At 62.7% G+C, this 20,885-nt stretch carries 25 protein-coding genes; 10 read left to right on the top strand and 15 right to left on the bottom strand.

All coding sequences use genetic code 11. The features are described from left to right. On the bottom strand, positions 1 to 370 hold a 370-nt coding region (locus ACE3OH_RS01480), incomplete at its 3' end, for a hypothetical protein (protein ID WP_374347516.1). Between the two features lie 175 nt (positions 371 to 545). On the opposite strand from ACE3OH_RS01480, the gene ACE3OH_RS01475 reads away from it, so the two are divergent. The 9 genes from ACE3OH_RS01475 to ACE3OH_RS01435 all read left to right on the top strand — a co-directional run bounded on the left by ACE3OH_RS01475 (position 546) and on the right by ACE3OH_RS01435 (position 9,101). After that, positions 546 to 1,082: a GbsR/MarR family transcriptional regulator gene (locus tag ACE3OH_RS01475; protein ID WP_374347514.1), complete on the top strand. Its 537-nt coding sequence runs from the start codon at positions 546 to 548 to the stop codon at positions 1,080 to 1,082. Positions 1,083 to 1,099: 17 nt separating this feature from the next. After that, positions 1,100 to 1,492, top strand: a complete 393-nt coding sequence (locus ACE3OH_RS01470) for a thiol-disulfide oxidoreductase DCC family protein (protein ID WP_374347512.1) — start codon at positions 1,100 to 1,102, stop codon at positions 1,490 to 1,492. 93 nt (positions 1,493 to 1,585) lie between these two features. Continuing rightward, positions 1,586 to 3,031 carry a TIGR01777 family oxidoreductase gene (locus ACE3OH_RS01465; RefSeq protein ID WP_374347509.1) on the top strand — a complete coding sequence of 482 codons (1,446 nt, stop codon included), beginning with the start codon at positions 1,586 to 1,588 and terminating at the stop codon, positions 3,029 to 3,031. Continuing rightward, the gene (locus ACE3OH_RS01460) at positions 3,031 to 3,549 is read left to right on the top strand and encodes a DUF4166 domain-containing protein (protein WP_374347507.1); all 519 of its coding nucleotides are present in this window, start codon (positions 3,031 to 3,033) and stop codon (positions 3,547 to 3,549) included. The genes ACE3OH_RS01465 and ACE3OH_RS01460 overlap by 1 nt, the downstream gene beginning before the upstream one ends. A 6-nt stretch (positions 3,550 to 3,555) precedes the next feature. Continuing rightward, positions 3,556 to 3,999: an SRPBCC family protein gene (locus tag ACE3OH_RS01455; protein WP_374347505.1), complete on the top strand. Its 444-nt coding sequence runs from the start codon at positions 3,556 to 3,558 to the stop codon at positions 3,997 to 3,999. Next, the gene (locus tag ACE3OH_RS01450) at positions 3,996 to 6,458 is read left to right on the top strand and encodes a PEP-utilizing enzyme (protein WP_374347503.1); all 2,463 of its coding nucleotides are present in this window, start codon (positions 3,996 to 3,998) and stop codon (positions 6,456 to 6,458) included. Before ACE3OH_RS01455 ends, ACE3OH_RS01450 begins: the two co-directional genes overlap by 4 nt. After that, the gene (locus tag ACE3OH_RS01445; protein ID WP_374347501.1) at positions 6,455 to 7,720 is read left to right on the top strand and encodes an SDR family oxidoreductase; all 1,266 of its coding nucleotides are present in this window, start codon (positions 6,455 to 6,457) and stop codon (positions 7,718 to 7,720) included. The genes ACE3OH_RS01450 and ACE3OH_RS01445 overlap by 4 nt, the downstream gene beginning before the upstream one ends. Positions 7,721 to 7,729: 9 nt before the next feature. Next, entirely contained in the window at positions 7,730 to 8,194 is a 465-nt protein-coding gene (locus ACE3OH_RS01440; protein WP_374347498.1) for a DUF2269 family protein, read from the top strand. A 94-nt stretch (positions 8,195 to 8,288) separates the two neighbouring features. Next, positions 8,289 to 9,101: a hypothetical protein gene (locus tag ACE3OH_RS01435; protein ID WP_374347496.1), complete on the top strand. Its 813-nt coding sequence runs from the start codon at positions 8,289 to 8,291 to the stop codon at positions 9,099 to 9,101. Positions 9,102 to 9,269: 168 nt separating this feature from the next. Here ACE3OH_RS01435 and ACE3OH_RS01430 read toward each other — a convergent pair whose 3' ends face one another. From ACE3OH_RS01430 to ACE3OH_RS01365, 14 genes are all read right to left on the bottom strand, one after another. Further along, positions 9,270 to 10,025 carry a YdcF family protein gene (locus tag ACE3OH_RS01430; RefSeq protein ID WP_374347494.1) on the bottom strand — a complete coding sequence of 252 codons (756 nt, stop codon included), beginning with the start codon at positions 10,023 to 10,025 and terminating at the stop codon, positions 9,270 to 9,272. A 96-nt stretch (positions 10,026 to 10,121) separates the two neighbouring features. Next, positions 10,122 to 10,394, bottom strand: coding sequence for a TfoX/Sxy family protein (locus tag ACE3OH_RS01425; protein WP_374347492.1), 273 nt, complete (start codon positions 10,392 to 10,394; stop codon positions 10,122 to 10,124). A gap of 26 nt (positions 10,395 to 10,420) precedes the next feature. Then, on the bottom strand, positions 10,421 to 11,032 hold the full coding sequence (locus tag ACE3OH_RS01420; protein WP_374347490.1) for a pyridoxamine 5'-phosphate oxidase family protein: 612 nt from the start codon (positions 11,030 to 11,032) through the stop codon (positions 10,421 to 10,423). A 75-nt stretch (positions 11,033 to 11,107) separates the two neighbouring features. Next, positions 11,108 to 11,488 (bottom strand): Rid family detoxifying hydrolase, encoded by a 381-nt coding sequence (locus ACE3OH_RS01415; RefSeq protein ID WP_374347488.1) that lies wholly within the window; start codon positions 11,486 to 11,488, stop codon positions 11,108 to 11,110. A 338-nt stretch (positions 11,489 to 11,826) separates the two neighbouring features. Then, entirely contained in the window at positions 11,827 to 13,053 is a 1,227-nt protein-coding gene (gene hemW / locus ACE3OH_RS01410) for a radical SAM family heme chaperone HemW (RefSeq protein WP_374347486.1), read from the bottom strand. 221 nt (positions 13,054 to 13,274) lie between these two features. Further along, complete coding sequence (locus tag ACE3OH_RS01405; RefSeq protein WP_374347484.1) at positions 13,275 to 13,814, bottom strand: GNAT family N-acetyltransferase; 540 nt, start codon at positions 13,812 to 13,814, stop codon at positions 13,275 to 13,277. Next, positions 13,814 to 14,026: a hypothetical protein gene (locus ACE3OH_RS01400; RefSeq protein ID WP_374347482.1), complete on the bottom strand. Its 213-nt coding sequence runs from the start codon at positions 14,024 to 14,026 to the stop codon at positions 13,814 to 13,816. The genes ACE3OH_RS01405 and ACE3OH_RS01400 overlap by 1 nt, the downstream gene beginning before the upstream one ends. Positions 14,027 to 14,219: 193 nt before the next feature. Next, complete coding sequence (rdgB, locus tag ACE3OH_RS01395) at positions 14,220 to 14,813, bottom strand: RdgB/HAM1 family non-canonical purine NTP pyrophosphatase (protein ID WP_374347479.1); 594 nt, start codon at positions 14,811 to 14,813, stop codon at positions 14,220 to 14,222. 2 nt (positions 14,814 to 14,815) lie between these two features. Continuing rightward, complete coding sequence (locus tag ACE3OH_RS01390; RefSeq protein WP_374347477.1) at positions 14,816 to 15,295, bottom strand: hypothetical protein; 480 nt, start codon at positions 15,293 to 15,295, stop codon at positions 14,816 to 14,818. Further along, on the bottom strand, positions 15,295 to 15,936 hold the full coding sequence (locus tag ACE3OH_RS01385) for a TIGR02281 family clan AA aspartic protease (RefSeq protein ID WP_374347475.1): 642 nt from the start codon (positions 15,934 to 15,936) through the stop codon (positions 15,295 to 15,297). Before ACE3OH_RS01385 ends, ACE3OH_RS01390 begins: the two co-directional genes overlap by 1 nt. Continuing rightward, a complete protein-coding gene (gene dusA / locus ACE3OH_RS01380) occupies positions 15,933 to 16,979 on the bottom strand; it encodes a tRNA dihydrouridine(20/20a) synthase DusA (protein ID WP_374347473.1) in 1,047 nt (348 codons plus the stop codon). The genes ACE3OH_RS01385 and dusA overlap by 4 nt, the downstream gene beginning before the upstream one ends. Positions 16,980 to 17,038: 59 nt before the next feature. Then, complete coding sequence (rph, locus tag ACE3OH_RS01375) at positions 17,039 to 17,761, bottom strand: ribonuclease PH (protein ID WP_374347471.1); 723 nt, start codon at positions 17,759 to 17,761, stop codon at positions 17,039 to 17,041. A 117-nt stretch (positions 17,762 to 17,878) separates the two neighbouring features. After that, entirely contained in the window at positions 17,879 to 18,793 is a 915-nt protein-coding gene (locus ACE3OH_RS01370) for a PP2C family serine/threonine-protein phosphatase (RefSeq protein ID WP_374347469.1), read from the bottom strand. A 65-nt stretch (positions 18,794 to 18,858) separates the two neighbouring features. Beyond that, positions 18,859 to 19,836, bottom strand: a complete 978-nt coding sequence (locus tag ACE3OH_RS01365) for a serine/threonine protein kinase (RefSeq protein ID WP_374347466.1) — start codon at positions 19,834 to 19,836, stop codon at positions 18,859 to 18,861. Positions 19,837 to 20,012: 176 nt separating this feature from the next. Here ACE3OH_RS01365 and ACE3OH_RS01360 point away from each other — a divergent pair, with 176 nt between their 5' ends. Further along, a complete protein-coding gene (locus ACE3OH_RS01360; RefSeq protein ID WP_374347464.1) occupies positions 20,013 to 20,879 on the top strand; it encodes a YicC/YloC family endoribonuclease in 867 nt (288 codons plus the stop codon). Positions 20,880 to 20,885: the final 6 nt, after the last annotated feature.

The raw sequence follows: 20,885 nt of genomic DNA, 5'->3' as shown, positions 1-20,885 counted from the left end.
CCGGCATGGACTCGCGCACATTCGTTACGCCACGGCAGGGATCACTCCACACCAGGTTGAATTGAACCAGGGGCTGCGGTGACAAAGTCAACTTGATGCTGGATTCATCAATTTGCGGGCCGCTGTGATAAGCACCAAAGGCGGATGGGAATACCCGCGACACAGCAAACGTCTTGCCATCACTTGTCGGCATACGCACATTGTAAAGTTCCACGCCGGGCGTCTGGGAAGCACGCACGCAAGGAACAACCAACTCGCCAGTCCCGTTTGAACTACTTGTATACGTCGCCTCACAGTCATTTCTCAGTGACGCCGCCTGCCCGTGCAATGCCCAACACAATGCGATACATGCCATTGCTGCTTTCAACATTTCCTGCCTCCTTTTAGTGGGGTGAATTCCGCGCCAAGCCGCTACCAGAGCGGCGGTGCGGACTATCTGACGTGCAGCGCCGCAACGTCAATCCAATAAATTACACCAGTCGCTTTACTTGACTCGCACAGTTCAGACAGGTAATTTCTCTTTAGACAGAAATTACTGAAACGCCATGATACTCAGTCCTACCATGCAGAAGTACATCCTCCACTGGGGGGAAATGGGCACCCGCTGGGGGGTGAACCGCACCGTTGCGCAGATCCATGCCCTGCTCTACCTGAGCAATGCGCCGCTCACCGCCGAGGACATCAGCGACACGCTGACCGTGGCCCGCTCCAATGTCAGCACCAGCCTGAAGGAATTGCAAAGCTGGGGCCTGGCGAGGGCGGTGCATGTGCTGGGCGATCGACGCGACCATTTTGTTGCCCACCAGGATGTATGGGAAATCTTCCGCGTGGTGGTGGAAGAGCGCAAGAAGCGCGAGCTGGACCCCACCCTTACCGTGCTGCGCGAATGCAAGCTGGAGGCCGACAACGACACCGCCCTCGATGCCGCCACCCGCGCCAAGATGGATGAGGTGCTGGTATTCATGGAAACCTTTATGAAGGCCTACGACGACTTCAAGGGCCTGCCGCCGGCCACCCTGCAGCGCTTTCTGCGCATGGGCGGCAAGGTGGCGCGCTTTCTCAGCGACGCCGACGATGAATGATGACAAGGGAGACCGCCATGACCAGCCTGACCCTGTTCTACGATAGCCGCTGCCCACTGTGCGCCGCTGAAATCAAGCGACTTGCTGCCTGGGATCGCCACCAGCGGCTGGCCTACATCGATATGCATGGCGACGGCTTTGACGCCGGTCGCTATGGCACCACCGTCGCCGCCATGGACGCCGAACTGCACGGCCTGACCGACGACGGCCGCCTATTGGTCGGCATCGACTGCATCGCCGCCACCTATGGCGCCATCGGCTTTGGCTGGCTGGTGTGGCCGCTAACCATCGAATGGAGCAAGCCGGCCTGGCGCCGCCTCTACCGCTGGTTCGCCCGCAACCGCTATCGCGCCAGCCAGCTGCTCGGTTTTCGCTGCGATAACGGTGTGTGCGAGCTGCGTCAGCGCTGATTTTTTTATCCGGACATTTCTGTCCGAACAGAAATTACCGACAATCCATTTACCACCCAGTCGCCGCCACCACACACCGCCCCGGAGCGATCCATGCACGCCACCGCCCTGACCCTGTCGCTGAATCTGCTGATCCTGCAAGGCCTGCTCGGTGCCTTTGACACCCTCTATCACCATGAATGGACCGAAGCGCTACCCCGGCGCGCCAGCGCCCGCCGTGAGCTGCGCCTGCACGCCGTGCGTGCCTTGCTGTATGGCCTGCTGTTTGCCAGCGTAGGGCAGCTGTCGCTGCACGGCGCCTGGCTGGCCGCGTTGGCGGCACTGATCGCGGTGGAGGTGATCCTCACCCTCATGGACTTTGTCGAAGAAGACCGCAGCCGTCAGCTGCCTGCCACCGAGCGGGTGCTGCACACCATCCTGGCCATCAACGGCGGCGCGGTGTTTGCGCTCTACGGCTTTGCAGTGTGGCCGCAGTGGCAAGACGCCACCGCACTGACCGCCGCCGGGCTGGGCTGGCGCGGCGATGTGCTGACCCTGTTCGCCGCCGGCGTCGCACTATCGGGCCTGCGCAATGCCCTTGCCAGCTTTCGCAAGCCAGCACCAGCCAAGCAGGTCGAAGCCAACCCGTTCAGCACACTGGCGCCGCAGTCGGTGCTGATTACCGGCGGCACCGGCTTTATCGGCAGCAAGCTGGCCGAACAACTGCTGGCCGCCGGCCACGCTGTAACCATCCTCAGCCGCCAGCGTCGTGCCGCCATCGAGCAGTTTCAAGGCCGTGCCCATGTAGTGGCCTCCTTGGCCGATATTGCAGCCGGCCAGCATATCGACACCATCGTCAATCTGGCCGGTGCGCCGGTGGTCGGGCCGCGCTGGAGCAGCGGCCGCAAGGCAGTGCTGTGGGGCAGCCGTATCGGCACCACCGAGAAACTGCATGCCTGGCTAAGCGGCCGTACCCAGCGCCCCTCCTTGCTGATCAACGGTTCCGCCATCGGCTTCTTTGGCGTGCGCCCACCCGAAGAAGCATTGGACGAGACAGCCAAGCCGGGCAAGGGCTATATGAGCGAGTTGTGCCAGGGCTGGGAACAGGCAGCGCGCAATATCGAGGCCTTGGGCCTGCGCACGGTGATCCTGCGCTTTGGCCTGGTATTCGGGCCCAGCAGCGGCCTGCAGGCGCTATTGCTGCCGATCCGCCTCGGCTTTGGCGGGCGCATGGGCAATGGCGCGCAAATCATGAGCTGGATACATCGCGACGATGTGCTGGCCATCATGGCGCGTGCCATGGCCGATAGCACCATGGCCGGCATCTACAACGCCACCGCACCGGAGGCGCCCAGCCAGGCGCAGTTTGTGGCGGCGGCTGGCAAGGCCCTGCACCGCCCGATCTGGTTCCACCTGCCCGCCACACCACTACGCTGGCTGATGGGTGAAATGGCCGAGCTGTTTGTCGATGGCCAGCGCGTGGTGCCGCAACGGCTATTGGCTGAGGGCTACACCTTCCGCTATCCCACCCTCGCGTCCGCGCTGGCCAAGGAAGCCTGATGTCCAGCCTGTATGAGCAGCATCTGGGCCCGGCGTTTTCCCGACTGGCCCCTTGCCTGCAGCGTTTTCACCGCGAGCCCGGCCTGCGCTGGCAAGGCGAAGCCGAGGTGAGTCGCAGCACGCAGCCGCTGCTGCGCGCCCTGCTGAGCCTGGCCCGCTTTCCTGCCGTCGGCGCCCAGCGCTGCGAAGTGTGCCTGCACGCCAGCGCGGGCGGCGAAACCTGGGCTCGCCGCTTTGCCGGCCGGCCGATGCGCTCGCAGCAATCGCTGCGGCAAGGACAGCTGGCCGAGCAATTCGGGCCGATCCGCCTGTGGCTGCGTAGCGAAGTGAGCGCGGGTGAACTGCGCCAGCACGCCAGCGCCTGCCAGCTGTTTGGCATCACCCTGCCGCGCTGGCTGGCACTCAATGTTGTGGCACGCGAATCGGCCAGCGGCGATCGCCTGCAATTCGATGTAGCAATCCGCCTGGGCCAGCATCCGCTACTGCACTACCGTGGCCACCTGCAAGCAATGGATTGAATCGCCATGCCGATCGTTGAAGCCCGCTGCCTACTCCCAACCCATGCCGCGCATGCTTTTCGCTGCTCGCAAGACGCCTCTCTACGCAAGGCCTGGGATCCGTTTGTGCGCCAGCTCGACGGCTATGGCGCGCTGGGCCGTGGCAGCCGCGTGCTGGTGCGCGCATGGCATGGCCTGAGCATGGAAGTGGAATATGTCGCCTGGCAAGCGCCGGAGCGGGCTGCCATCCGCATGGTGCGCGGCCCGCGCATGCTGGCCACCTTTGCCGGTAGCTGGGCATTTGTTGAATGTGCCGATGGCGTTGACGCCCGCTTTCGCTACCTGATCAAGGCCGCACCGCTCTGGCGCTGGTGCGAGGCACTGATGTGTCGCTACTTTGCCTGGGAAGCGCGTCGCCGCCTCGCCGCATTCAAGCACTATCTGCAAAGCGCGGCAGGCGAACCAAAATGAAGCCCGTCCTCTACCTGCTGGCCGGCAATGGCAGCGCTGCCGACTGGTGGGACGATGCCCTGCCGTACTTTCGCCACCATGAGGTGCGCCCGCTGGCGCTGCCCGGCTTTGGCGACAATGCCCAGCCGCCACTTGCCTCCTTGTCGGCCTATGCCGACGCCTTGCTGGCCGCTACCGCGCCGGGCAGCAGCATCTTTGCCGTCGGGGTGAACAGCCTGCCGGTGCTGCACGCCTTGGCACGGCAACCGGGCCACTTTTCCCGCACCATGCTGCTGGCACCGGTAGGCGTGTTTTTGTGGCAGCGCCGCCTGCCGGCGCTGATGGCACCCAAACCAATACGCCAGCTGGCCCATTGGCTACTGTCCAACTTCCCGCGCGCCTTTGCAGGCAAGTTTTCGCGCCAGCGCTGGCGGCCGGAACAATACCGGCGCATGGGCGAGGGCTATCGGCGCTGCCGGGCGTTTCTGCCCTATTGGGATATGGTGCGCGCCGATACCGCCCTGCCCTTGCTGGAGTGGATCAGCGATCCGATCGAATTGATCTGGGGTGGCGCCGATGGCGTGGTCGGCCAGCAGCATGCGGCGGCATGGGCGGCGGTGCTGGCGCGGGCCGATCTGCGGGTGACGCTCCATCCCGGCTGGGGCCATTACCCGTGGATTGATGACCCGGCCGGATTCGCGAGCTGGCTGGAATCGGCCACACCGGGATTCGTGGCGCACAGCAAGGGCGGCCGCCTGCGACTGGCAGCCCTGGCCCGCCTGAACGTGCCGCCGGCAATCAGTCTCAACCACGCCGAGCAAGCCAAGTTGGGCGACTGGCTAGAGGCCCACGCCAGCATTGCGCAATGGGCGGTTCGCTCCTCCGGCGCCAATGAAGATCAGGCCGACCACGCCAATGCCGGCGTCAACACCAGCTATCTGCGCCTTGCGCCACACGATGTACCAGCACGTGCCGCTGCGTTGTTTGCCGATGGCCTCAACGAGGTCGTGGTACAGCAATTCATCGAACCACGCCTGTCCGGCATCGCCTTTGTGCGCCACCTCAGCGTGGAGCTGGAATGGGTGGAAGGCCATCTGTCTGCCCTGGCCGACGGCGTGCAAACCCCGCAGCGCGCCGTGTTGTCGCGCCTGCCAGCGCCTTGGCAAGACGGCGAATTCCAAGGCTGCCAAGGTTTAAGCAAAACGCGGCTCTGGCAGTTTTTGCAAGCGGTGCTGCGCGCGTTTCACTATGTGCATGGCGATGTGGAGTGGGCGTGGGACGGCCAGCAGCTATGGCTGCTGCAATACCGGCCGGTGACTCGCTATGGCTGGCGCCGCCATATCACCTCGGCCAATCTCGATGAGATCCTGCCACCGGCGCCGAGCCGGCTGATGGAATACGCGCAACAGCGCGCAGCGGCCAGCATCCCGGCCATCATGGCGCGCTGGGACCCGGCGGTTCTGGCCGACAATGAGCCATTTACCGTGCCCTATGCCGGCGCCTCCTATATCAACGACGACCTGTTTCTGGCGCAACTGCAGCGCTTTGGCATCAGCAGCGAGCGCTATGCCGGTGAGCTGGGCGGCGCCACACCCGAGCTGCCGTGGCGACCCTTGCGGCTACTGGCGGCACTGCCACGCATCCGCCGCATGCAGCTGGCCTGCCGCGCCGAAATCGACACCCTGCCGGCACAGCTGGCGCAGTTCGACGCCGAACTGGCACAGCTGGCGTCACGGGGGGCCAACGGTGCGCAGCTGGCCAACTGGTTCTGCCGCTTCTACCTGTTTGTGGTGCAGAGCAATCTTTGCATCGGCACCGCGCTAGGCAGTGCCGGCGGCAGTTGGCTCGGCACGCCGCCCACCGTCTACCGCCATATGGCGCAGTCCAGTCACCGCCTGCCCTGGGAGACCGACCCGGCCACCGCGCGCCTTGCCGGGCCGGTACCGCCCTTGCAGCCTTTACCGCGCTGGCCTGCCACCGTCAGGCTGGCACATCACCATGGCCTGCCCGGCATGCGCGCTTACTACAGCCAGGTACGCGAATGGTTTCGCGACAATCTGCTGCGCATCTTCTTCCGCCTGCATCACGCCATGCCAAAGGCCGAGCGTGCCGACTGGTTTGCCCCTCACCCGCAGGCCAGGTCGCGCAGCGGCAGCTTCTGGCAAGACGGTCGCGATAGTGGCTGCCACAGCAGCGGCTTCCTGATTCACGGCGGCACGGCGGAGGGCGTGCTGGGCGAGGACATCTTGCTGGAAGCCAGCCTCGACCCCGGCCGCTATCAAGACTATGCCCGCGCCCTTGGCGTGGTGGCCCTGCGCGGCGGGCGCCTCTCGCACGGCGCCACCTTGCTGCGCGAACTGGGAAAACCGGCCGCCATCATTCCCGCCATCAACCCCGACTGGCGCGGCCGCCGTGTCTGCCTTGCCGAAGGGCAGCTCAGCCTGGTCGCCGATACGCAGGCGAAAGGCGAAACACCATGAATATCCTGCTTACCGGCGCCAGCGGCCTGATCGGCCAAGCGGTACTGACGCGCCTGCTGGCACAGGGCCACCAGGTCAGCGCTGTCAGTCGTCACCCGCAAACCCAGCAGCCCAATCTGCGCTGGCTGCAGGCAGATATGGCGACCCTGGATAGCGCCGAGCAGTGGCAACCGCTGCTCGATGGTATCGAGGTGGTGATCAACTGCGCCGGCATATTCCGCGAGCACGGCGCGCAAACCTTTGCTGCCCTGCATGGCGATGCCGCTATTGCCTTGTTTACCGCCTGCGTGCAGTGCAATGTCGACCGGGTAGTGCAGCTGTCGGCGCTGGGCGCCAGCCTCGACGCGCCAAGCGCCTACTGGCGCAGCAAGGCCCGCGCCGATGCAGCGCTGGCCGGTTTGCCGCTGGACTGGGCAGTGGTGCGGCCCTCGCTGGTGTACGCCGATCATGGCGCCAGCAGCCAGCTGTTCTGCCAGCTGGCTGCCCTGCCCATGCTGCTTTTACCGCATCGCAGCGCGCCGGTGCAGCCCATCCACCTCGACGACCTGGCCGCGCTGCTGTGCACGCTGGCACTGAAAGCCAGCCCACGCCGCGCCATCATCGACGCGGTCGGTCCGCGCGCCTTGGGCTTTGGCGACTACCTGCAAGCGCTGCGGCAAGGCATGGGTATGGCACCGGCCAGGCAAGGCACGCTGACCAGTACCTTGGCGCGCCCACTGGCGCGGCTGGCCGCCCACTTGCCGGGCAGCCTGGTGAGTGAAGATGCGCTACAGATGCTGGCGGCCGGTAGGCCGGTTGATCCAGCCGCCGCGCAAAGCCTGCTGGCCACACCCTTGCGCGACCCGGCCAGCTTCAGCAATCCGGCACTGCGCGCCCACCATGTGCTGGCCATCTGGCTGCCGATCTTGCGCATGAGCCTGGCCTCGCTGTGGCTATGGACCGCCTGGGTATCGCTGCGCTACTCCGCCACCGGCCTGCATTTGCTGGCCGAAAGCCGCCTGCCGCCAGCCTGGCACTGGCCGGCCCTGCTGAGCAGCAGCGCCTGCGACGCCGTGCTCGGTTTCTTGACCCTGCTGCGACCATCGCGCCGGCTGTGGCAGCTACAGCTCGGTTTGACGCTTGCCTACACCAGCTACATCAGCCTGTGGCTGCCGCACTGGTGGCTGCACCCATTCGGCCCGATCAGCAAGAACCTGCCGGTACTCGCCCTGATGGGCCTGCTAGCCGCCGCCACGCCCGCCAACCAAAACCCAAAACCCTGAGACCCGCCCATGGACTACCTCACCGTGAAATGGCTGCACATCCTGTCGGCCACCCTGATGTTCGGCACCGGCTTCGGTACCGCCTTCTATATGTTCTTTACCAATCGCAGCGGCAATGTGCAGGCGATTGCGGTGGTGACGCGCTGGGTGGCGCGGGCGGACTGGTGGTTTACCACCCCGTCGGTGATCGTCCAGCCGCTCAGCGGCCTGTGGATGATCCATCTTGCCGGCTTTCCGCTGCAGTCGCACTGGATCGTGCTATCGATCGCGCTCTACGCCCTGGCCGGGCTGTGCTGGCTACCGGTGGTGTGGCTGCAGCTGAAAATGCGCGACATGGCGCAACTGGCCGCCCGCGACGCCCTCCCCTTGCCTGCCCGCTATTGGCAATTCGAGCGCATCTGGACCGCCCTGGGCTTCCCGGCCTTTGGCGCGCTGCTTGTTGTTTACTGGTTGATGGTGAATAAGCCGATGTAGCCATGTACTCACAACCGTGCCCCCAGCCACGAAATACAGCCTGATCAAGCAGCAGCCGGAATTGGTATTTTTCGCGCAATCAATGGGAGTGATAATGAACCGGGATACTGATTTTCTCGCCTTGGAATACGACAGACAGCGCCGAATTGGCTACGCATTGGCAGGCGACCTGAATGATTTATCGCAACGAGCCGCCGTCTATTACCATCTGTATGAAGACTCTGGCGGCCGCAATATTTTTCCTTTGATTGCTGCCCATGGCGCACTGTGGGCCAAGGGTTATTTCCAGAAAGGCATGCTGGCCGGCAAGCTGTTATCGCTGCAATATGCCTACAGCCCGACCAAGCTGATTCGCCAATACGACTCACTCATCGCCTTCGCCAATGCCTTTCGCGATATCAACCGCCGTGTCTGTGCAGAAGCCTATTGCGCCTATCACTTCACCAAGCAATACGGGCATAGCCTATTTGCGGCGCAAAAGATTCCCGCGCCACTGCTGGCGGCCTTGAATCATTGCCACGATGCCGCTCGCTCTGGCGTCGCGCTGAACCGGCTGGAGAGAAAAAGGCTGTTTGAAGCATTTTTCCTTTGGGAGCAAGAAACCATCGTGGCGCCTGCGGTGGAGCAGGCAGTGGCGGACTTTACCTGGCCCAGTGTCAAATGGCTGGCCATGCGGCCCAAAATCGAATTCGCCTATTTCGGCAAAGGTGTGGGCTTGCCGTTTCGCGATTTTTCGTCAAAAGCCGAAAGAATCGCGAAGGGCCTGGCGGCTTTTGAGCTAGCCGAATCGGTGGGTTATCAATGCGTCGAACAGGCGCTTGCTGCCTATCACATCATGCCGGAGAGGTTTTTCATTAACCCTCAGTCTTATTTCCAGCAAACATGCCATCGCCTCCGGCTTGCCTGATGTCGGGTCGCTTAAAGGCTTAAGTCCCGGGCTTCCCGGGACCGGCGATGCGGGTTGAAAACCCGTTTTGTTCAGCGCTTCCTTCACAGCCGTTTCATTGAAAGTTCGCGGCTTGCTGCAAACAAGCCGCGCCAATTGAGCGCTGCGGGGGCATTCACCCCCTTTTTTCTACACCGCACCAGGGCGACTGCTCGTCGCATTCCAGCCCAAAGATTCATACAGCGCATAACGAAGCAGGCCGATCTCTTCGTGCATGGCCACATCCATTACGGTGAAATTGATGGCCAATGGCAGTATCGACAGATGCGCCGACAGATAATCCGCCCGAACCGGATGGGCCGAGATACCGAAATGCGCGAAATACCGCAATCCGCGCTGCAAATGCGCCCCGGATGACACCAGCCACACTTTCTCGCCCGGCTTGGCGCGCAATAGCCTGCTGGTGAATTCGGCGTTCTGCCAGGTATTCATGCTGGATGACTCCTGCACCATATCGGCTTCGGGAACGCCCAGTTTCGACAGATATTGCTGATACAGCGCCGCCTCGCTGATACCGGTGCGCCGTGCATCGCCGCCGCTGATGATAAGCCGGCAATGCGCCGCGGCCGATCGACATTCCCGGTAGATCGCCGCCGCTTTGTCGATACGGCCATAGGCAAACAGCTCAGGCTCGATGCTGGCGCCGGTTGCCACCGTGCCGGCACCCAGCAGCACGATGGCATTGTCTGTCGACCAGCTGCGCGACGCTTCAGCGATATAGGGCTGCTGCAAGCGCTGCAACAGCAGCGTGGGCAACAGGCCGCATCCAATGCCGATCAGGCTGGCAATGGCCAGCACGGTAAAGCATTGTGCCGCGCGCCGCTTGCGCCATAGCGCGCACACCAGAACGGCCAATAACAACAACACCAGAAACAGGAAGGACATAACACCTCGGGAAATATTCAATGAATGACGCTGCGTGATGCGCGCCGGGCAGGGACGATGAGGCCGCACGGCAACCCGGCCCGGGCTGCCGGCAAATCAAGGTGCGGCGCCGTGGCTAGCGTCGGCGGACAGACAATCGAGCTGGATCAACAAGGCGGTGCGATCGTCTCGGGCTACCTGCTTCCAGTCCCTGCCGCTCAAAGCGCCTTCCAGCGCCCACAGCAAGTTCAGGCTCGGCTTGGCGCCGGCGCGCTTTACCGCCAGAAAGGCGGCAACGGCGCCCAGCTCACGCAATTGCGCTTCCGATTCGATGCCGGCCTGCGCCAGCATGGCGGCAGAGGCTTTTCCCAGATTGGCCAGCGTATGCATGGCTTTGTCCTCGTTCGGCCGCATGCTCAATACAGGGTGGCGCGTTGCCGGGCCGGCAGCTCGGCATCGTATTGCCGGCCATCGATTGCCGACTCGGTCAATGCTTCGAGGATTTGCCCCGGCGTCGGCAAGCGCGGCCGTTCATGCGCTGGCAGCCACAGCCCGGAGCGCTGTATCGCACGCGCGCACTGGAAGAACACGCTTTCCACCTTGATCACCAGCACACAATTGGGCGGCTTGCCCTGCATGACAAAGCGGTCGAGCAGATCCGGCGCCACCGAGATGGTGGCGCGGCCATTGACGCGCAGGGTTTCACCCAAGCCCGGAATCAGGAACAGCAGCGCCATGCGCGGATCGCTGAGCAGATTGCGCAAGCTGTCGACCCGGTTATTGCCGCGCCGCTCCGGCAACAGCAAGGTGGTCTCATCCTCCACCACCACAAAGCCGGCCGGATCGCCACGCGGCGAAGCGTCCAGCCCATCCGGGCCGCTGGTGGCGAGAACAGCAAACGGCGAGGCCGCGATCATGGCGCGGTAGTGCGGATGGATGGTGTTCGTCTCCTTGATCCGCGACGCCGCGCCGACCTCGCCATACAGGGCATCGAGTTGCTCGGTCGTGCTGATGATATGGGTAGGCATACGGGTAACCCTTCCGGCAGTCGGTTTGGCCGCTGCACCGGGCAGCCCGCTCCCGGTGCAGCCGAGGCGAGTGGATCAGCCCAGCACCATTACCGCATCGGCTTCCACCAAGCCGCCCTTGGGCAGAGCGGCCGCCTGCACGGCGGCGCGCGCCGGGTACGGCGCCTCGAAATACTGGCCCATGATGTCATTGAGCTTGGCAAAGTTGGCCAGATCGACGACAAACACGCCGAGCTTGACGATGTCCTTCAGATCGCCACCAGCGGCCTGGGCCACGGCACGCAGATTCTTGAACATCAGATGCGCTTGCGCTTCAAAGCCCTCGGCCAGCTCCATGGTGGCGGGGTCGAGGCCCAACTGGCCCGACAGATAGACGGTGTTGCCGACCTTGACCGCCTGCGAATAGGCGCCAATGGCCTTGGGGGCGTGATCGGAATGAATGATTTGCTTGGACATGGTCAGTCTCCTGGCTTGAGTAGATAGGCGGCGCTGGCCGCAGTTTTTTGATTGCTGGATAAAGCTTGCACTTCGTGGGAGCAGCTTGCGCCGCGAAGATACCGTTTTTTCGCGACGGCCGCTCCCATGGCCAAAACATTCAGGTGGCGGGTTTGTCGCTTCAAACTTCAACTTCAAAACCGGTGTTCGGGCGCAGTCCCGGACCAAGCTTGGTGCTCGGACGCCCCCGCTCCCCGGCCCTCCCCCACGAGATGAGAGGGAGTGGAGCTGATTTCGCATCAAGCAAGCGTGCCTCGATGGGGGAACAGCAAACCAGGTTTACTGGTGCCGGCAAAGATTCAGTCGTCCTGCAAAAAGCAATGAAATAGCTGGTTCTGATAGCGCCGCCCTGCCTCGCTCGGCGCAATATGCTGCGCATCGCGCTGGATCAGCCCAAGCCGGGCCGCCTCGGCCAGCTGCGGCTCCAGCACCGCCAGCGGCAGTCCGGTGCGCTCGGCAAACAACGGGGTAGCAAAGCCTTCGGCCAGGCGCAGCGCATTGAGCATGAATTCGAACGGCAGCTCTTGCTCGGCGATGGCTGCCTCGCTTTGCACCGCATTGCCCTCGGCCAGCGCTTTCAGATACGCCGCAGGCTGCTTGTAGCGCTGCTGGCGGATGATGCGATCGGGAAAACTCAGCTTGCCATGGGCGCCGGCGCCAATGCCGAGATAGTCGCCGAACTGCCAGTAATTGACATTGTGGCGTGCACGATGGCCGGAGCGGGCATAGGCGCTGGTTTCGTAATGCTCGAAGCCTGCCTGCGCCAGCCGCGCCTCGATAGCGTCGTGCATATCGGCCGCCGTGTCGTCATCGGGCAAGCTGGGCGGATAGCGGTGGAAATAGGTATTCGGCTCCAGGGTCAGGTGGTAGCAGCTCAGATGGCTGGGCGCGAACGACAGCGCCGTTTCCACATCCTGCAGCGCTTGCGCCAGCGTCTGCCCGGGCAGGGCAAACATCAGGTCCAGATTGAAGGTGTCGAACACCTCACCGGCCAATGCGGCAGCGCGGCGCGCTTCGTCGGCACCGTGAATGCGGCCGATGGCCTGCAGATGCTCGGCATTGAAGCTCTGGATGCCGATCGACAGGCGATTGATGCCGGCCGCACGGTAGCCACGAAACTTGTCCGCTTCCACCGTGCCCGGGTTGGCTTCCAGGGTGATCTCGGCATCGGGCAGCAATTTGACGCGGGCGCGAATGCCAGCCAGCAGGCTGTCCATTGCCTCGGGCGAAAACAGGCTGGGCGTGCCGCCACCCATGAAAATGGTGTGTATGGGTCGCCCCCAGATCAGCGGCAGGCTGTGCTCCAGATCGGTGAGCAAGGCAGCGATATAGCCGGCCTCGTCAAAGCCGCCACGCGCTTCGTGCGAATTGAAGTCGCAATACGGACATTTGCGCACGCACCAGGGGAAGTGGATATACAGGGCCAAGGGCGGCAGGGCAGCCAGCTGCCAGCCGGCAGCGGCAGTTGCTGATACCGGCCGGGCGGCGCCCACCACCTGCAGATAGATCGGTTTACGTTCGGTCATGGTGTTGGGAAAACTCTGAACAATTCACTGCGAATGATGTTTCCCGGCGCATTCAAGCGAGAAACTGACCAGTAGGTCGGGATTTATCCCGACAGCGCTACCCCTCACAATCATTGTCGGGATAAATCCCGACCTACCAGAACCGACATCCGGCCTGCGGCGAACGAAAAAAGCTGGCTCACTGATGGCGCCAAAGGCGAGGGGCAGGAAAACGTCGGGCTTCAGGGCGTTACGCTGGTCTGCCCCGTATTGTCAAACCACTGCAGCGCACCGCGCCATACCTCGTCATCGCGCCAGGCTTGCTCGAAGTGGCCGCCGGTATAGTCGGCGATGGTTTGCCGCCAGAACGCCTGCGCCGGCAGGTTGGACGGGATCTGCCCGACCTCCCAGCGGCCCGGCATTGCGTCGAAAATCGTCCGGGCGGCTTGCCGTGCCACGCCGAGGCGGCGATAGCGGCGCATCACAAAAAACTGCGCCATCCACCACTGGTTGCCGGGCTGGCAGACATCGTTGTTCACCAGGGCAAAACCGGCGTAGCGCTCATCGACCAGGAACACATAGGCAAAATGCTGGGGCAGATTCCAGTATTTATCGGTATCGATGTAGTGGTAACGGCCGCGCTCATCGACATCGAGCACCCAGAATTCCGACAGATCGTGCAGATACAGCTCCGCCATATTGGCCACCGCCTCGCGCTCGGCCAGCGTCGCCTGGCGGATGGTGATGCTGCGTGGCGCGCTATCCGCGTGTGCCGGGTCCATCAGCGCTTGTCATAGGGATTGAGCAATTCGTCCACCATGCGGTGCAAGGCCTCACGCATCTGCGCCTCGGCCACTTCCATCAACAGGCCGTCCTCGAAGGCGTCCTGGGTCATCTGGCGGATCTCGTTGAGATTCTCTTCCATCACCTTGACCTTCTCGAAGCAGCTCACCACCGAGCCGTCGTCCTTCAGCCATTTCGGCCAGTTACTCATTGCCTACATCCTCCTACGCTTGCTGCAAAGGCAAAATCTTCAACCACAGAGGACACGGAGGGCGCAGAGGTGGCACAGAGAAAAGCGAGACAAATCGCAGTCTTCGTTGCCCATGTTCTCGTTTCTCTCCGTGCTCCCTCTGTGTTCTCTGTGCCCTCTGTGGTTCAAGGTTTGTTTGTACACATCCCTAGCCCTACAACGCTTCCGCCTGCAGTTTTTCCAGCAGCTCCGCCAAAGCCTTGCCACGATGGCTGATCGGGTTCTTTTCCTCCGGGCTCAGTTCGGCCACGGTTTTGCCCAGTGTTGGCACCCACACATAGGGGTCGTAACCGAAACCGCCTGCGCCGCGAGGCTCGGCGATCAGCTCGCCATCGAAGCGGCCTTCGGCGATCAAGGGGCGCGGATCGTCGGCATGGCGCACCAGCACCAGCACCGCATAGAAAAACGCCCGCCGGTCAGCCTGGCCCGCCATATCGGCCACCAGTTTCTCGTTATTGCGGGCATCCGACTTCGGCTCGCCAGCGTAGCGCGCCGAGTACACGCCCGGCGCGCCACCCAGCGCCGGTACGCAAATGCCGGAATCATCAGCCAGTGCCGGCAGGCCGGTGGCACGCGCCGCATGGCGCGCCTTGGCCAGTGCGTTTTCCACGAAAGTGGCATGCGGCTCTTCCGCCTCGCTCACCCCGAGCTGGCCTTGCGGAATCAGCTCGATGGCCAGCGGCGCAAACAGGCGCTGGAATTCACGAAGTTTGCCGGCGTTATTGCTGGCGAGTACCAGTTGTTTCATGGCTAGGGGCTCGGAAGTTGTTGACGCAGCGCGTCGGCAAAACGGCGCGGCTCGGGCAGGCCGAAGCCGTAACGTCGACCATCGCGACAGCTGACCAATAGGCCGCGATTGAGCTTGGGGGTGAAGTTGCCACCATGCAGCTCGACGCCGTCGAGCATGCGGACCGCACGGCGCGGTTGATCGGGCAAGGTCTGTACCTCGACCGTGGCAATCTCGGTCAGCGGCAGGCGGTGGACTCGGCCGTGGCGCAACACGCCCCAGCGCCAACACAAGGACTGGCCATCGCTCCACAGCATCAGCCCCAGCCGGGCCGACAGCCACCATAGTAAGGGCAAGGCCAGCGCGGCATACAGGCCGAGCAGCTGGCGCGGCCAGCTGGACGTGAGCAAGCCGCCAAAGCCGATAGCCAGCAATACCACACCGGCCATGGCCGGCGACCAGATGGCCCATTGCCGCAGGGGCGTTTGCGCTGTGGCAGGCATCAGTATTTCTTCACCAGCACCATGCTGTCGCCATCGCGCTGCATGGAAAAATGGCTGAGCACGCTCATGCCGATCAACGCCACCGGCGGGAAATCGCCGCGCGATACCACTGCATCGACGTTGTAGAGCGGAATACCGGCCACCCTGAGTTCCGGAATGGTGATATGCATCACCACATCATTGCCTTGCGCGGTAGAGACGCCAGCCAGCCGGCCGCCTTCGAGCTTCACCCCCATCTGCTGCGCCTGCCGGCCCGACAGCATCAGCATGGTGGCACCGGTATCGACCATGCCGCGCACAACGCCATTGCCAATGGCAACATCGGCCATAAAGTGGCCATCGCCGCCATTGAACAACACCGCGCGGTTGCCACCGCTGGACGGGCCGCCGCTACTACCGCCAGCATAGAAATCTTGGCCCAGCCGCACTGTGCTGCGTTTGCCGCCGGACTCGAGCACCACCGCCTCATCCTGGATGGCGATCAGCTTGATGCCCTTGGCCGATTCGCCCGGCGCCAGCATCACCCGCTTGCCCTCGATCGACAGCGCCGCCTTGCTGCCCATGATAGCGATCAGCGACGGGTCGGCCGCGGCCAGCAGGCTCGCCAGCGCGGCAAGCACAATACGGAAATACCTGGTCATATTGCAGCCCTCTCCACTTCGGCCAGTACGGCCTCGATCAGCTCCGGCCCGGCACCCTTGAGCAATTTGCTGTCGGACAGCATGCGCCGCCAGGTGCGGGCGCCCGGCCGGCCCTGATACAAGCCCAGCACATGGCGGACAATATGTTTGGGCTCGCTGCGGCCTTGCTGCATGCGCTCGGCAATATACGGCATCAAGGCGCGCGCCACCTCGGCGCGGCTTGCCACCGGGCCGGCATCGCCATAGTAGCGGGCATCGACAGCGGCAAACTGGTAGGGATCATGGTAGGCCATGCGGCCTATCATCACGCCATCGACCTGGTCGAGCTGTGCATCGATCTCATCCCAGTCATTCAGCCCGCCATTGAGGATGATCTCCAAACCCGGAAAATCGCGCTTGAGGCGGTGCACATAGTCGTATTTGAGCGGCGGAATCTCGCGGTTTTCCTTGGGGCTGAGTCCCTTGAGGATGGCATTGCGGGCATGAACGATAAACACCTCGCAACCGGCCGCCGCCACCGTGCCGACAAAATCGCGCAGGTATTCGTAATGCTCGACTTCATTGATGCCGATGCGATGCTTGACCGTCACCGGAATGCTCACCACATCGCGCATCGCCTTCACGCAGTCGGCCACCAGCTGCGGCTCTTCCATCAGACAGGCGCCAAACGCCCCCGACTGCACCCGCTCACTCGGGCAGCCGACATTGAGATTGACCTCGTCGTAACCCCACTGCTCAACCAAGCGCGCGCAGGTGGCCAGGTCAGCCGGATCAGAGCCGCCCAGCTGCAGGGCTACCGGATGCTCGATGTCGGAGTAATCGAGAAAACGATGGCGATCGCCATGGATCAGCGCCCCGGTTGTCACCATCTCGGTATACAGGAAGGCGTGCCGCGAAATCTGCCGTAGAAAGAAACGGTAATGCCTATCCGTCCAGTCCAACATTGGTGCCACGCAGACGCGCCGGACACTGGACTTGTTTACTGACAACTGCTGAAGCTGACTCACTGGCACACCATGGTTCGCAAGGAACAAAAGCTGCATTGTCCCTCAAAAACCTGCAATCGACACGGCAAGGAGCCGATTGGGTCGATCGCCCAGGCTCAGCGTGCCTGCGCCAAGGACACTCGCTGCGCTGCAATCAATTCAGCAATGCCCGCCTCGGCCAGCGCCACCAGCGCATCCATTTCAGCGCGACTGAATGGCGCGCCCTCTGCCGTGCCCTGCAGTTCGACAAAGCCGCCGGCGCCGGTCATCACCACATTCATATCGGTATCGCAACCGCTGTCTTCCAGGTAGTCCAGGTCCAGCACCGCCTCGCCATTGACCATGCCGACCGACACGGCGGCAACATGGTCGCGGATCGGGCTGGCGGCCAGCTTGCCGTCATGGATCAGCTTGCTGACGGCATCGGCCAGCGCCACAAAGGCGCCGGTGATGCTGGCGCAGCGGGTGCCGCCGTCGGCCTGGATCACATCGCAGTCGATGGTGATCTGCCGCTCGCCCAGCGCCTTGAGGTCGACCACCGCGCGCAGGCTGCGGCCGATCAGGCGCTGGATTTCCTGGGTGCGGCCGCTTTGCTTGCCGCTGGCCGCCTCGCGCTTCATGCGCGTATTGGTGGAGCGCGGCAGCATGCCGTATTCGGCCGTCACCCAGCCCTCACCCTTGCCCTTGAGAAAGGGCGGTACGCTTTCTTCGACGCTGGCAGTGCAGATCACCTTGGTGTCGCCCATCTCCACCAGCACGCTGCCCTCGGCATGGCGGGTGAACTGGCGGGTAAGACGGAAAGCACGCAGTTGCTGGGCGTGACGGCCGGATGGTCGCATGGTGTTAGCCTCGAGAAGTCGGGTCGCGCCTGCAATGACAGGCAGCTGACCCTGATCAATCATGAATGAGCCCGGCCATCGGCCGGGCACGCAAAGGGATGGCGCCGCAACAAGCCGCTATTTCGAATACTTTTTGATGGCGTTCTGGATCTCGTTGATCGCCGCTTCGATATCGGCCTCGGAAATATCCTTGTTGCCGCGTATTGCCTTGTGGGCATTCAGGGTATCGAGCCGGGTAGTCACTTCGCCATCGGACAGGCGATGGGTGGATAGCAGCTCGGTGGAGGTGTCGTCCTCGTCATGCCAGTTCACCGCCACGCCGGTCAGGTTGTCACCATGCACACCGCCGCGATTTTCGGCCCGATCCAGCAGCTGCGGCAACGCATACAAGGCTGGGTAGCCGGTCAGCATCTGCTCCAGCTCCGGCTGGGTTACCCCGCCCCACAGGCCGTCGGTACACAGCAGCACGGTGTCGCCATCAATCAAGGGCAATTTGCCGCCGATTTCCACATCGGGCGGGAACATCGAACCGAGGCAGTTGTAGATCTTGTTTTTTTCCGGATGGCGCTCGGCTTCCTCTTCGGTGAGCCGGCCCAGGTCAACCATCTGCTGCACCTTGGAGTGATCCTTCGTGCGCACCACCAGCTTGGCATCGCGCACCAGGTAGAGGCGCGAATCACCGACATGGGCCCAGTACAGCATGCCATCCTGGATGATGGCCGCCACCACCGTGGTGCGCGGCGTTTCCAGCAAGGAATGGTTGGCGGCGTAGTTAAGGATGGCGTCGTGGCACTTCTCGAAACCATCGCTGAGGAACTGGTGCGGATTCTGGATCACCGGCTTGGCCTTCTTCTGGAACAGCTCGGCCATCAACTCCACGGTGATCTGCGCGGCCACTTCGCCGTGCAAATGTCCGCCCATACCGTCGGCCACCACCATCAGCAGCGAATCCCGGCTGTAGGAGTAACACATGCGGTCCTGGTTGTACTGGCGTGCCCCGCGCCGGGTTTCCTGAAAAATGGTGAATTTCATCTTGGTGTGCCTGTCTGTTCTGTGTCGCGCCCCATGCAAGGGGCTGTCCGCGCCGATCGGGCGCGTTATTTGTCCTGGCTGCGCCCGCCAAGCTTGAACTTGCCAAGGCGCGTCATCGTCGTCTTGATGTCGGTAAACAGGCTGCTTGTCTTGCGCTGCGGACCGCGCGCGGCGATATCGAGCAGCAGCTTCTGCACTTCACGCACGCTTTGTGGCCGCGCCAGCTGATCCAGCTGCAGGCACCAGTCAACCAGCTCCAGCAGATCGGAGTGGTAGCGGCCCGCCCACAGCTTTTTCACTGATTGATATTTGTCCTCGCGCATGCGCTGGTCGGCCGCTTGCGGTGCCAGGCCGCTCATGCAGGCAAAAATGGTGGCGCCAATGCTGTAGATATCGCTCCACGGCCCCATGCGCTCACGGTTGGCGTAGTGCTCGGGCGAGGCAAAGCCGGGGGTATACATCGGGGTGAATTTATTGATCGACTCATTGAGCGCTTCGCGCGCCGAGCCAAAATCGAGCAGCACCGGCGAGCCATCGCGGCGGATATAGATATTGGCCGGCTTGATATCGAGATGCAGCATCTTCTTCAGATGCACTTCGCGCAGGCCGTTGAGCAGATGCACAAACACGTAAAGGATCATGTTTTCCTTCACGCCGCCCTCGGTCAGCTGGATTTCCTTTTGCAGGGTGCGCCCGCGCTCGTACTCCATCACCATGTAGACGGTTTCATTGGCGCGGAAGAAGTTGACCACGCTGACCACATTGGGATGGTTGATCTGCGCCAGCGTTTTGCCTTCTTCGAAAAAGCATTTCATGCCATGGCGGAACAGGGCCAGATTGTCGGCAGAAGTAGCCAGCACCCGGTCCCCCTCGCTGCGCAAGGCCAGGCCATTGGGCAGGTATTCCTTGATGGCCACCGGCTTGTCATTCTCGTCGTGGGCGAGGTAGACAATGGAGAAACCACCCGCCGACAACTGCTTGACGATGGTGTAATTGAGCAATTGGTAGCCGCGTGCAAGCGGCATATTGGTTGGGGGCGGCATCGGGGCTTTGCGAGGGGTGTGATAACATTCCGGCCTCAAACGAAGCTGTTTGGAACTGGAACAGGCCTGTACACCCGTGGATTGTGGTTTTGCCACGGCCCAAAGTAAAGCGGCACCGCCCCCGGATGCATGGCAGTACCGGGTAATTTGTGAATAAAGCCCAATTCGGAGCCCACATGATCCTCAGCATGACCGGCTATGCCGTTGCCAGCCGTGAACTCGCCGGCGGCTTGCTCAGCGTGGAACTACGTGCAGTCAACCACCGTTTTCTTGATCTGAACCTGCGCCTGCCGGAAGAGCTGCGGCAGATCGAGAACCTGATTCGCGAAAAGCTGGCTGGCAAGGTATCGCGTGGCAAGCTCGATTGCCGGGTGGGCTTTTCCGCCCGCGCCGAGACCCAGCCGCGCCTGCAACTGAATAAGGCCCTGTTGGCACAATTGATTGCCCTTGCCGCCGAAGCGCGCGAGATTGCCCCTCAGGCTGGCGACTTGAGAATGGGTGAGCTACTGCGCTGGCCCGGCGTGCTGGCCACCGATTCGGTGACACCTGAAGCCATGCAGCAAACCGCGCTGGAATTGCTGGATCTGGCGTTGGCCGACTTCGCCGCCACCCGTGGCCGCGAAGGCGACAAGCTGGTTGCCAGCATGATCGAGCGCATCGGCAAGATGGAGGCCATCGTCGCCGAAGTGCAGCCGCGCCTGCCGGCCATCATTACCGCCTATGACGACAAGCTCAAACAGCGCCTGCAAGAAGCGCTCGGCAGCGTCGACGATGACCGGGTACGTCAGGAAGTGGCGCTGTTCGCGCAAAAGATCGATGTAGCGGAAGAGTTGACCCGACTGGTGGCCCACCTGGGCGAATTGCGCCGCATCCTCAAGGCCGGCGGCGCGGTCGGCAAGCGTCTCGACTTCCTGATGCAGGAGCTGCACCGCGAAGCCAATACACTCGGTTCCAAATCGGTAGCGGTGGAGACCTCGCAGGCCTCGCTGGAACTAAAGGTCCTGATCGAGCAGATGCGCGAGCAGGTACAAAACATTGAATAAAGCGGC

The sequence above is a fragment of the Chitinimonas sp. genome (genome assembly GCF_041904975.1).
Classification (GTDB): Bacteria; Pseudomonadota; Gammaproteobacteria; order Burkholderiales; family Chitinimonadaceae; genus Chitinimonas.
This window is presented reverse-complemented; position numbering and strand designations above follow the sequence as displayed.

Coding starts and splice junctions, on each gene's coding strand:
- rph (WP_374347471.1), bottom strand. CDS start 17,761: ATGCGACCATCCGGCCGTCACGCCCAGCAACTGCGTGCTTTCCGTCTT.
- ACE3OH_RS01435 (WP_374347496.1), top strand. CDS start 8,289: ATGAACCGGGATACTGATTTTCTCGCCTTGGAATACGACAGACAGCGC.
- ACE3OH_RS01465 (WP_374347509.1), top strand. CDS start 1,586: ATGCACGCCACCGCCCTGACCCTGTCGCTGAATCTGCTGATCCTGCAA.
- ACE3OH_RS01420 (WP_374347490.1), bottom strand. CDS start 11,032: ATGCCTACCCATATCATCAGCACGACCGAGCAACTCGATGCCCTGTAT.
- ACE3OH_RS01365 (WP_374347466.1), bottom strand. CDS start 19,836: ATGCCGCCCCCAACCAATATGCCGCTTGCACGCGGCTACCAATTGCTC.
- ACE3OH_RS01360 (WP_374347464.1), top strand. CDS start 20,013: ATGATCCTCAGCATGACCGGCTATGCCGTTGCCAGCCGTGAACTCGCC.
- ACE3OH_RS01470 (WP_374347512.1), top strand. CDS start 1,100: ATGACCAGCCTGACCCTGTTCTACGATAGCCGCTGCCCACTGTGCGCC.
- ACE3OH_RS01415 (WP_374347488.1), bottom strand. CDS start 11,488: ATGTCCAAGCAAATCATTCATTCCGATCACGCCCCCAAGGCCATTGGC.
- ACE3OH_RS01475 (WP_374347514.1), top strand. CDS start 546: ATGATACTCAGTCCTACCATGCAGAAGTACATCCTCCACTGGGGGGAA.
- ACE3OH_RS01425 (WP_374347492.1), bottom strand. CDS start 10,394: ATGCATACGCTGGCCAATCTGGGAAAAGCCTCTGCCGCCATGCTGGCG.
- hemW (WP_374347486.1), bottom strand. CDS start 13,053: ATGACCGAACGTAAACCGATCTATCTGCAGGTGGTGGGCGCCGCCCGG.
- ACE3OH_RS01460 (WP_374347507.1), top strand. CDS start 3,031: ATGTCCAGCCTGTATGAGCAGCATCTGGGCCCGGCGTTTTCCCGACTG.
- dusA (WP_374347473.1), bottom strand. CDS start 16,979: ATGCAGCTTTTGTTCCTTGCGAACCATGGTGTGCCAGTGAGTCAGCTT.
- ACE3OH_RS01455 (WP_374347505.1), top strand. CDS start 3,556: ATGCCGATCGTTGAAGCCCGCTGCCTACTCCCAACCCATGCCGCGCAT.
- ACE3OH_RS01405 (WP_374347484.1), bottom strand. CDS start 13,814: ATGGACCCGGCACACGCGGATAGCGCGCCACGCAGCATCACCATCCGC.
- ACE3OH_RS01390 (WP_374347477.1), bottom strand. CDS start 15,295: ATGCCTGCCACAGCGCAAACGCCCCTGCGGCAATGGGCCATCTGGTCG.
- ACE3OH_RS01450 (WP_374347503.1), top strand. CDS start 3,996: ATGAAGCCCGTCCTCTACCTGCTGGCCGGCAATGGCAGCGCTGCCGAC.
- ACE3OH_RS01370 (WP_374347469.1), bottom strand. CDS start 18,793: ATGAAATTCACCATTTTTCAGGAAACCCGGCGCGGGGCACGCCAGTAC.
- ACE3OH_RS01430 (WP_374347494.1), bottom strand. CDS start 10,025: ATGTCCTTCCTGTTTCTGGTGTTGTTGTTATTGGCCGTTCTGGTGTGC.
- ACE3OH_RS01440 (WP_374347498.1), top strand. CDS start 7,730: ATGGACTACCTCACCGTGAAATGGCTGCACATCCTGTCGGCCACCCTG.
- ACE3OH_RS01385 (WP_374347475.1), bottom strand. CDS start 15,936: ATGACCAGGTATTTCCGTATTGTGCTTGCCGCGCTGGCGAGCCTGCTG.
- ACE3OH_RS01445 (WP_374347501.1), top strand. CDS start 6,455: ATGAATATCCTGCTTACCGGCGCCAGCGGCCTGATCGGCCAAGCGGTA.
- rdgB (WP_374347479.1), bottom strand. CDS start 14,813: ATGAAACAACTGGTACTCGCCAGCAATAACGCCGGCAAACTTCGTGAA.
- ACE3OH_RS01400 (WP_374347482.1), bottom strand. CDS start 14,026: ATGAGTAACTGGCCGAAATGGCTGAAGGACGACGGCTCGGTGGTGAGC.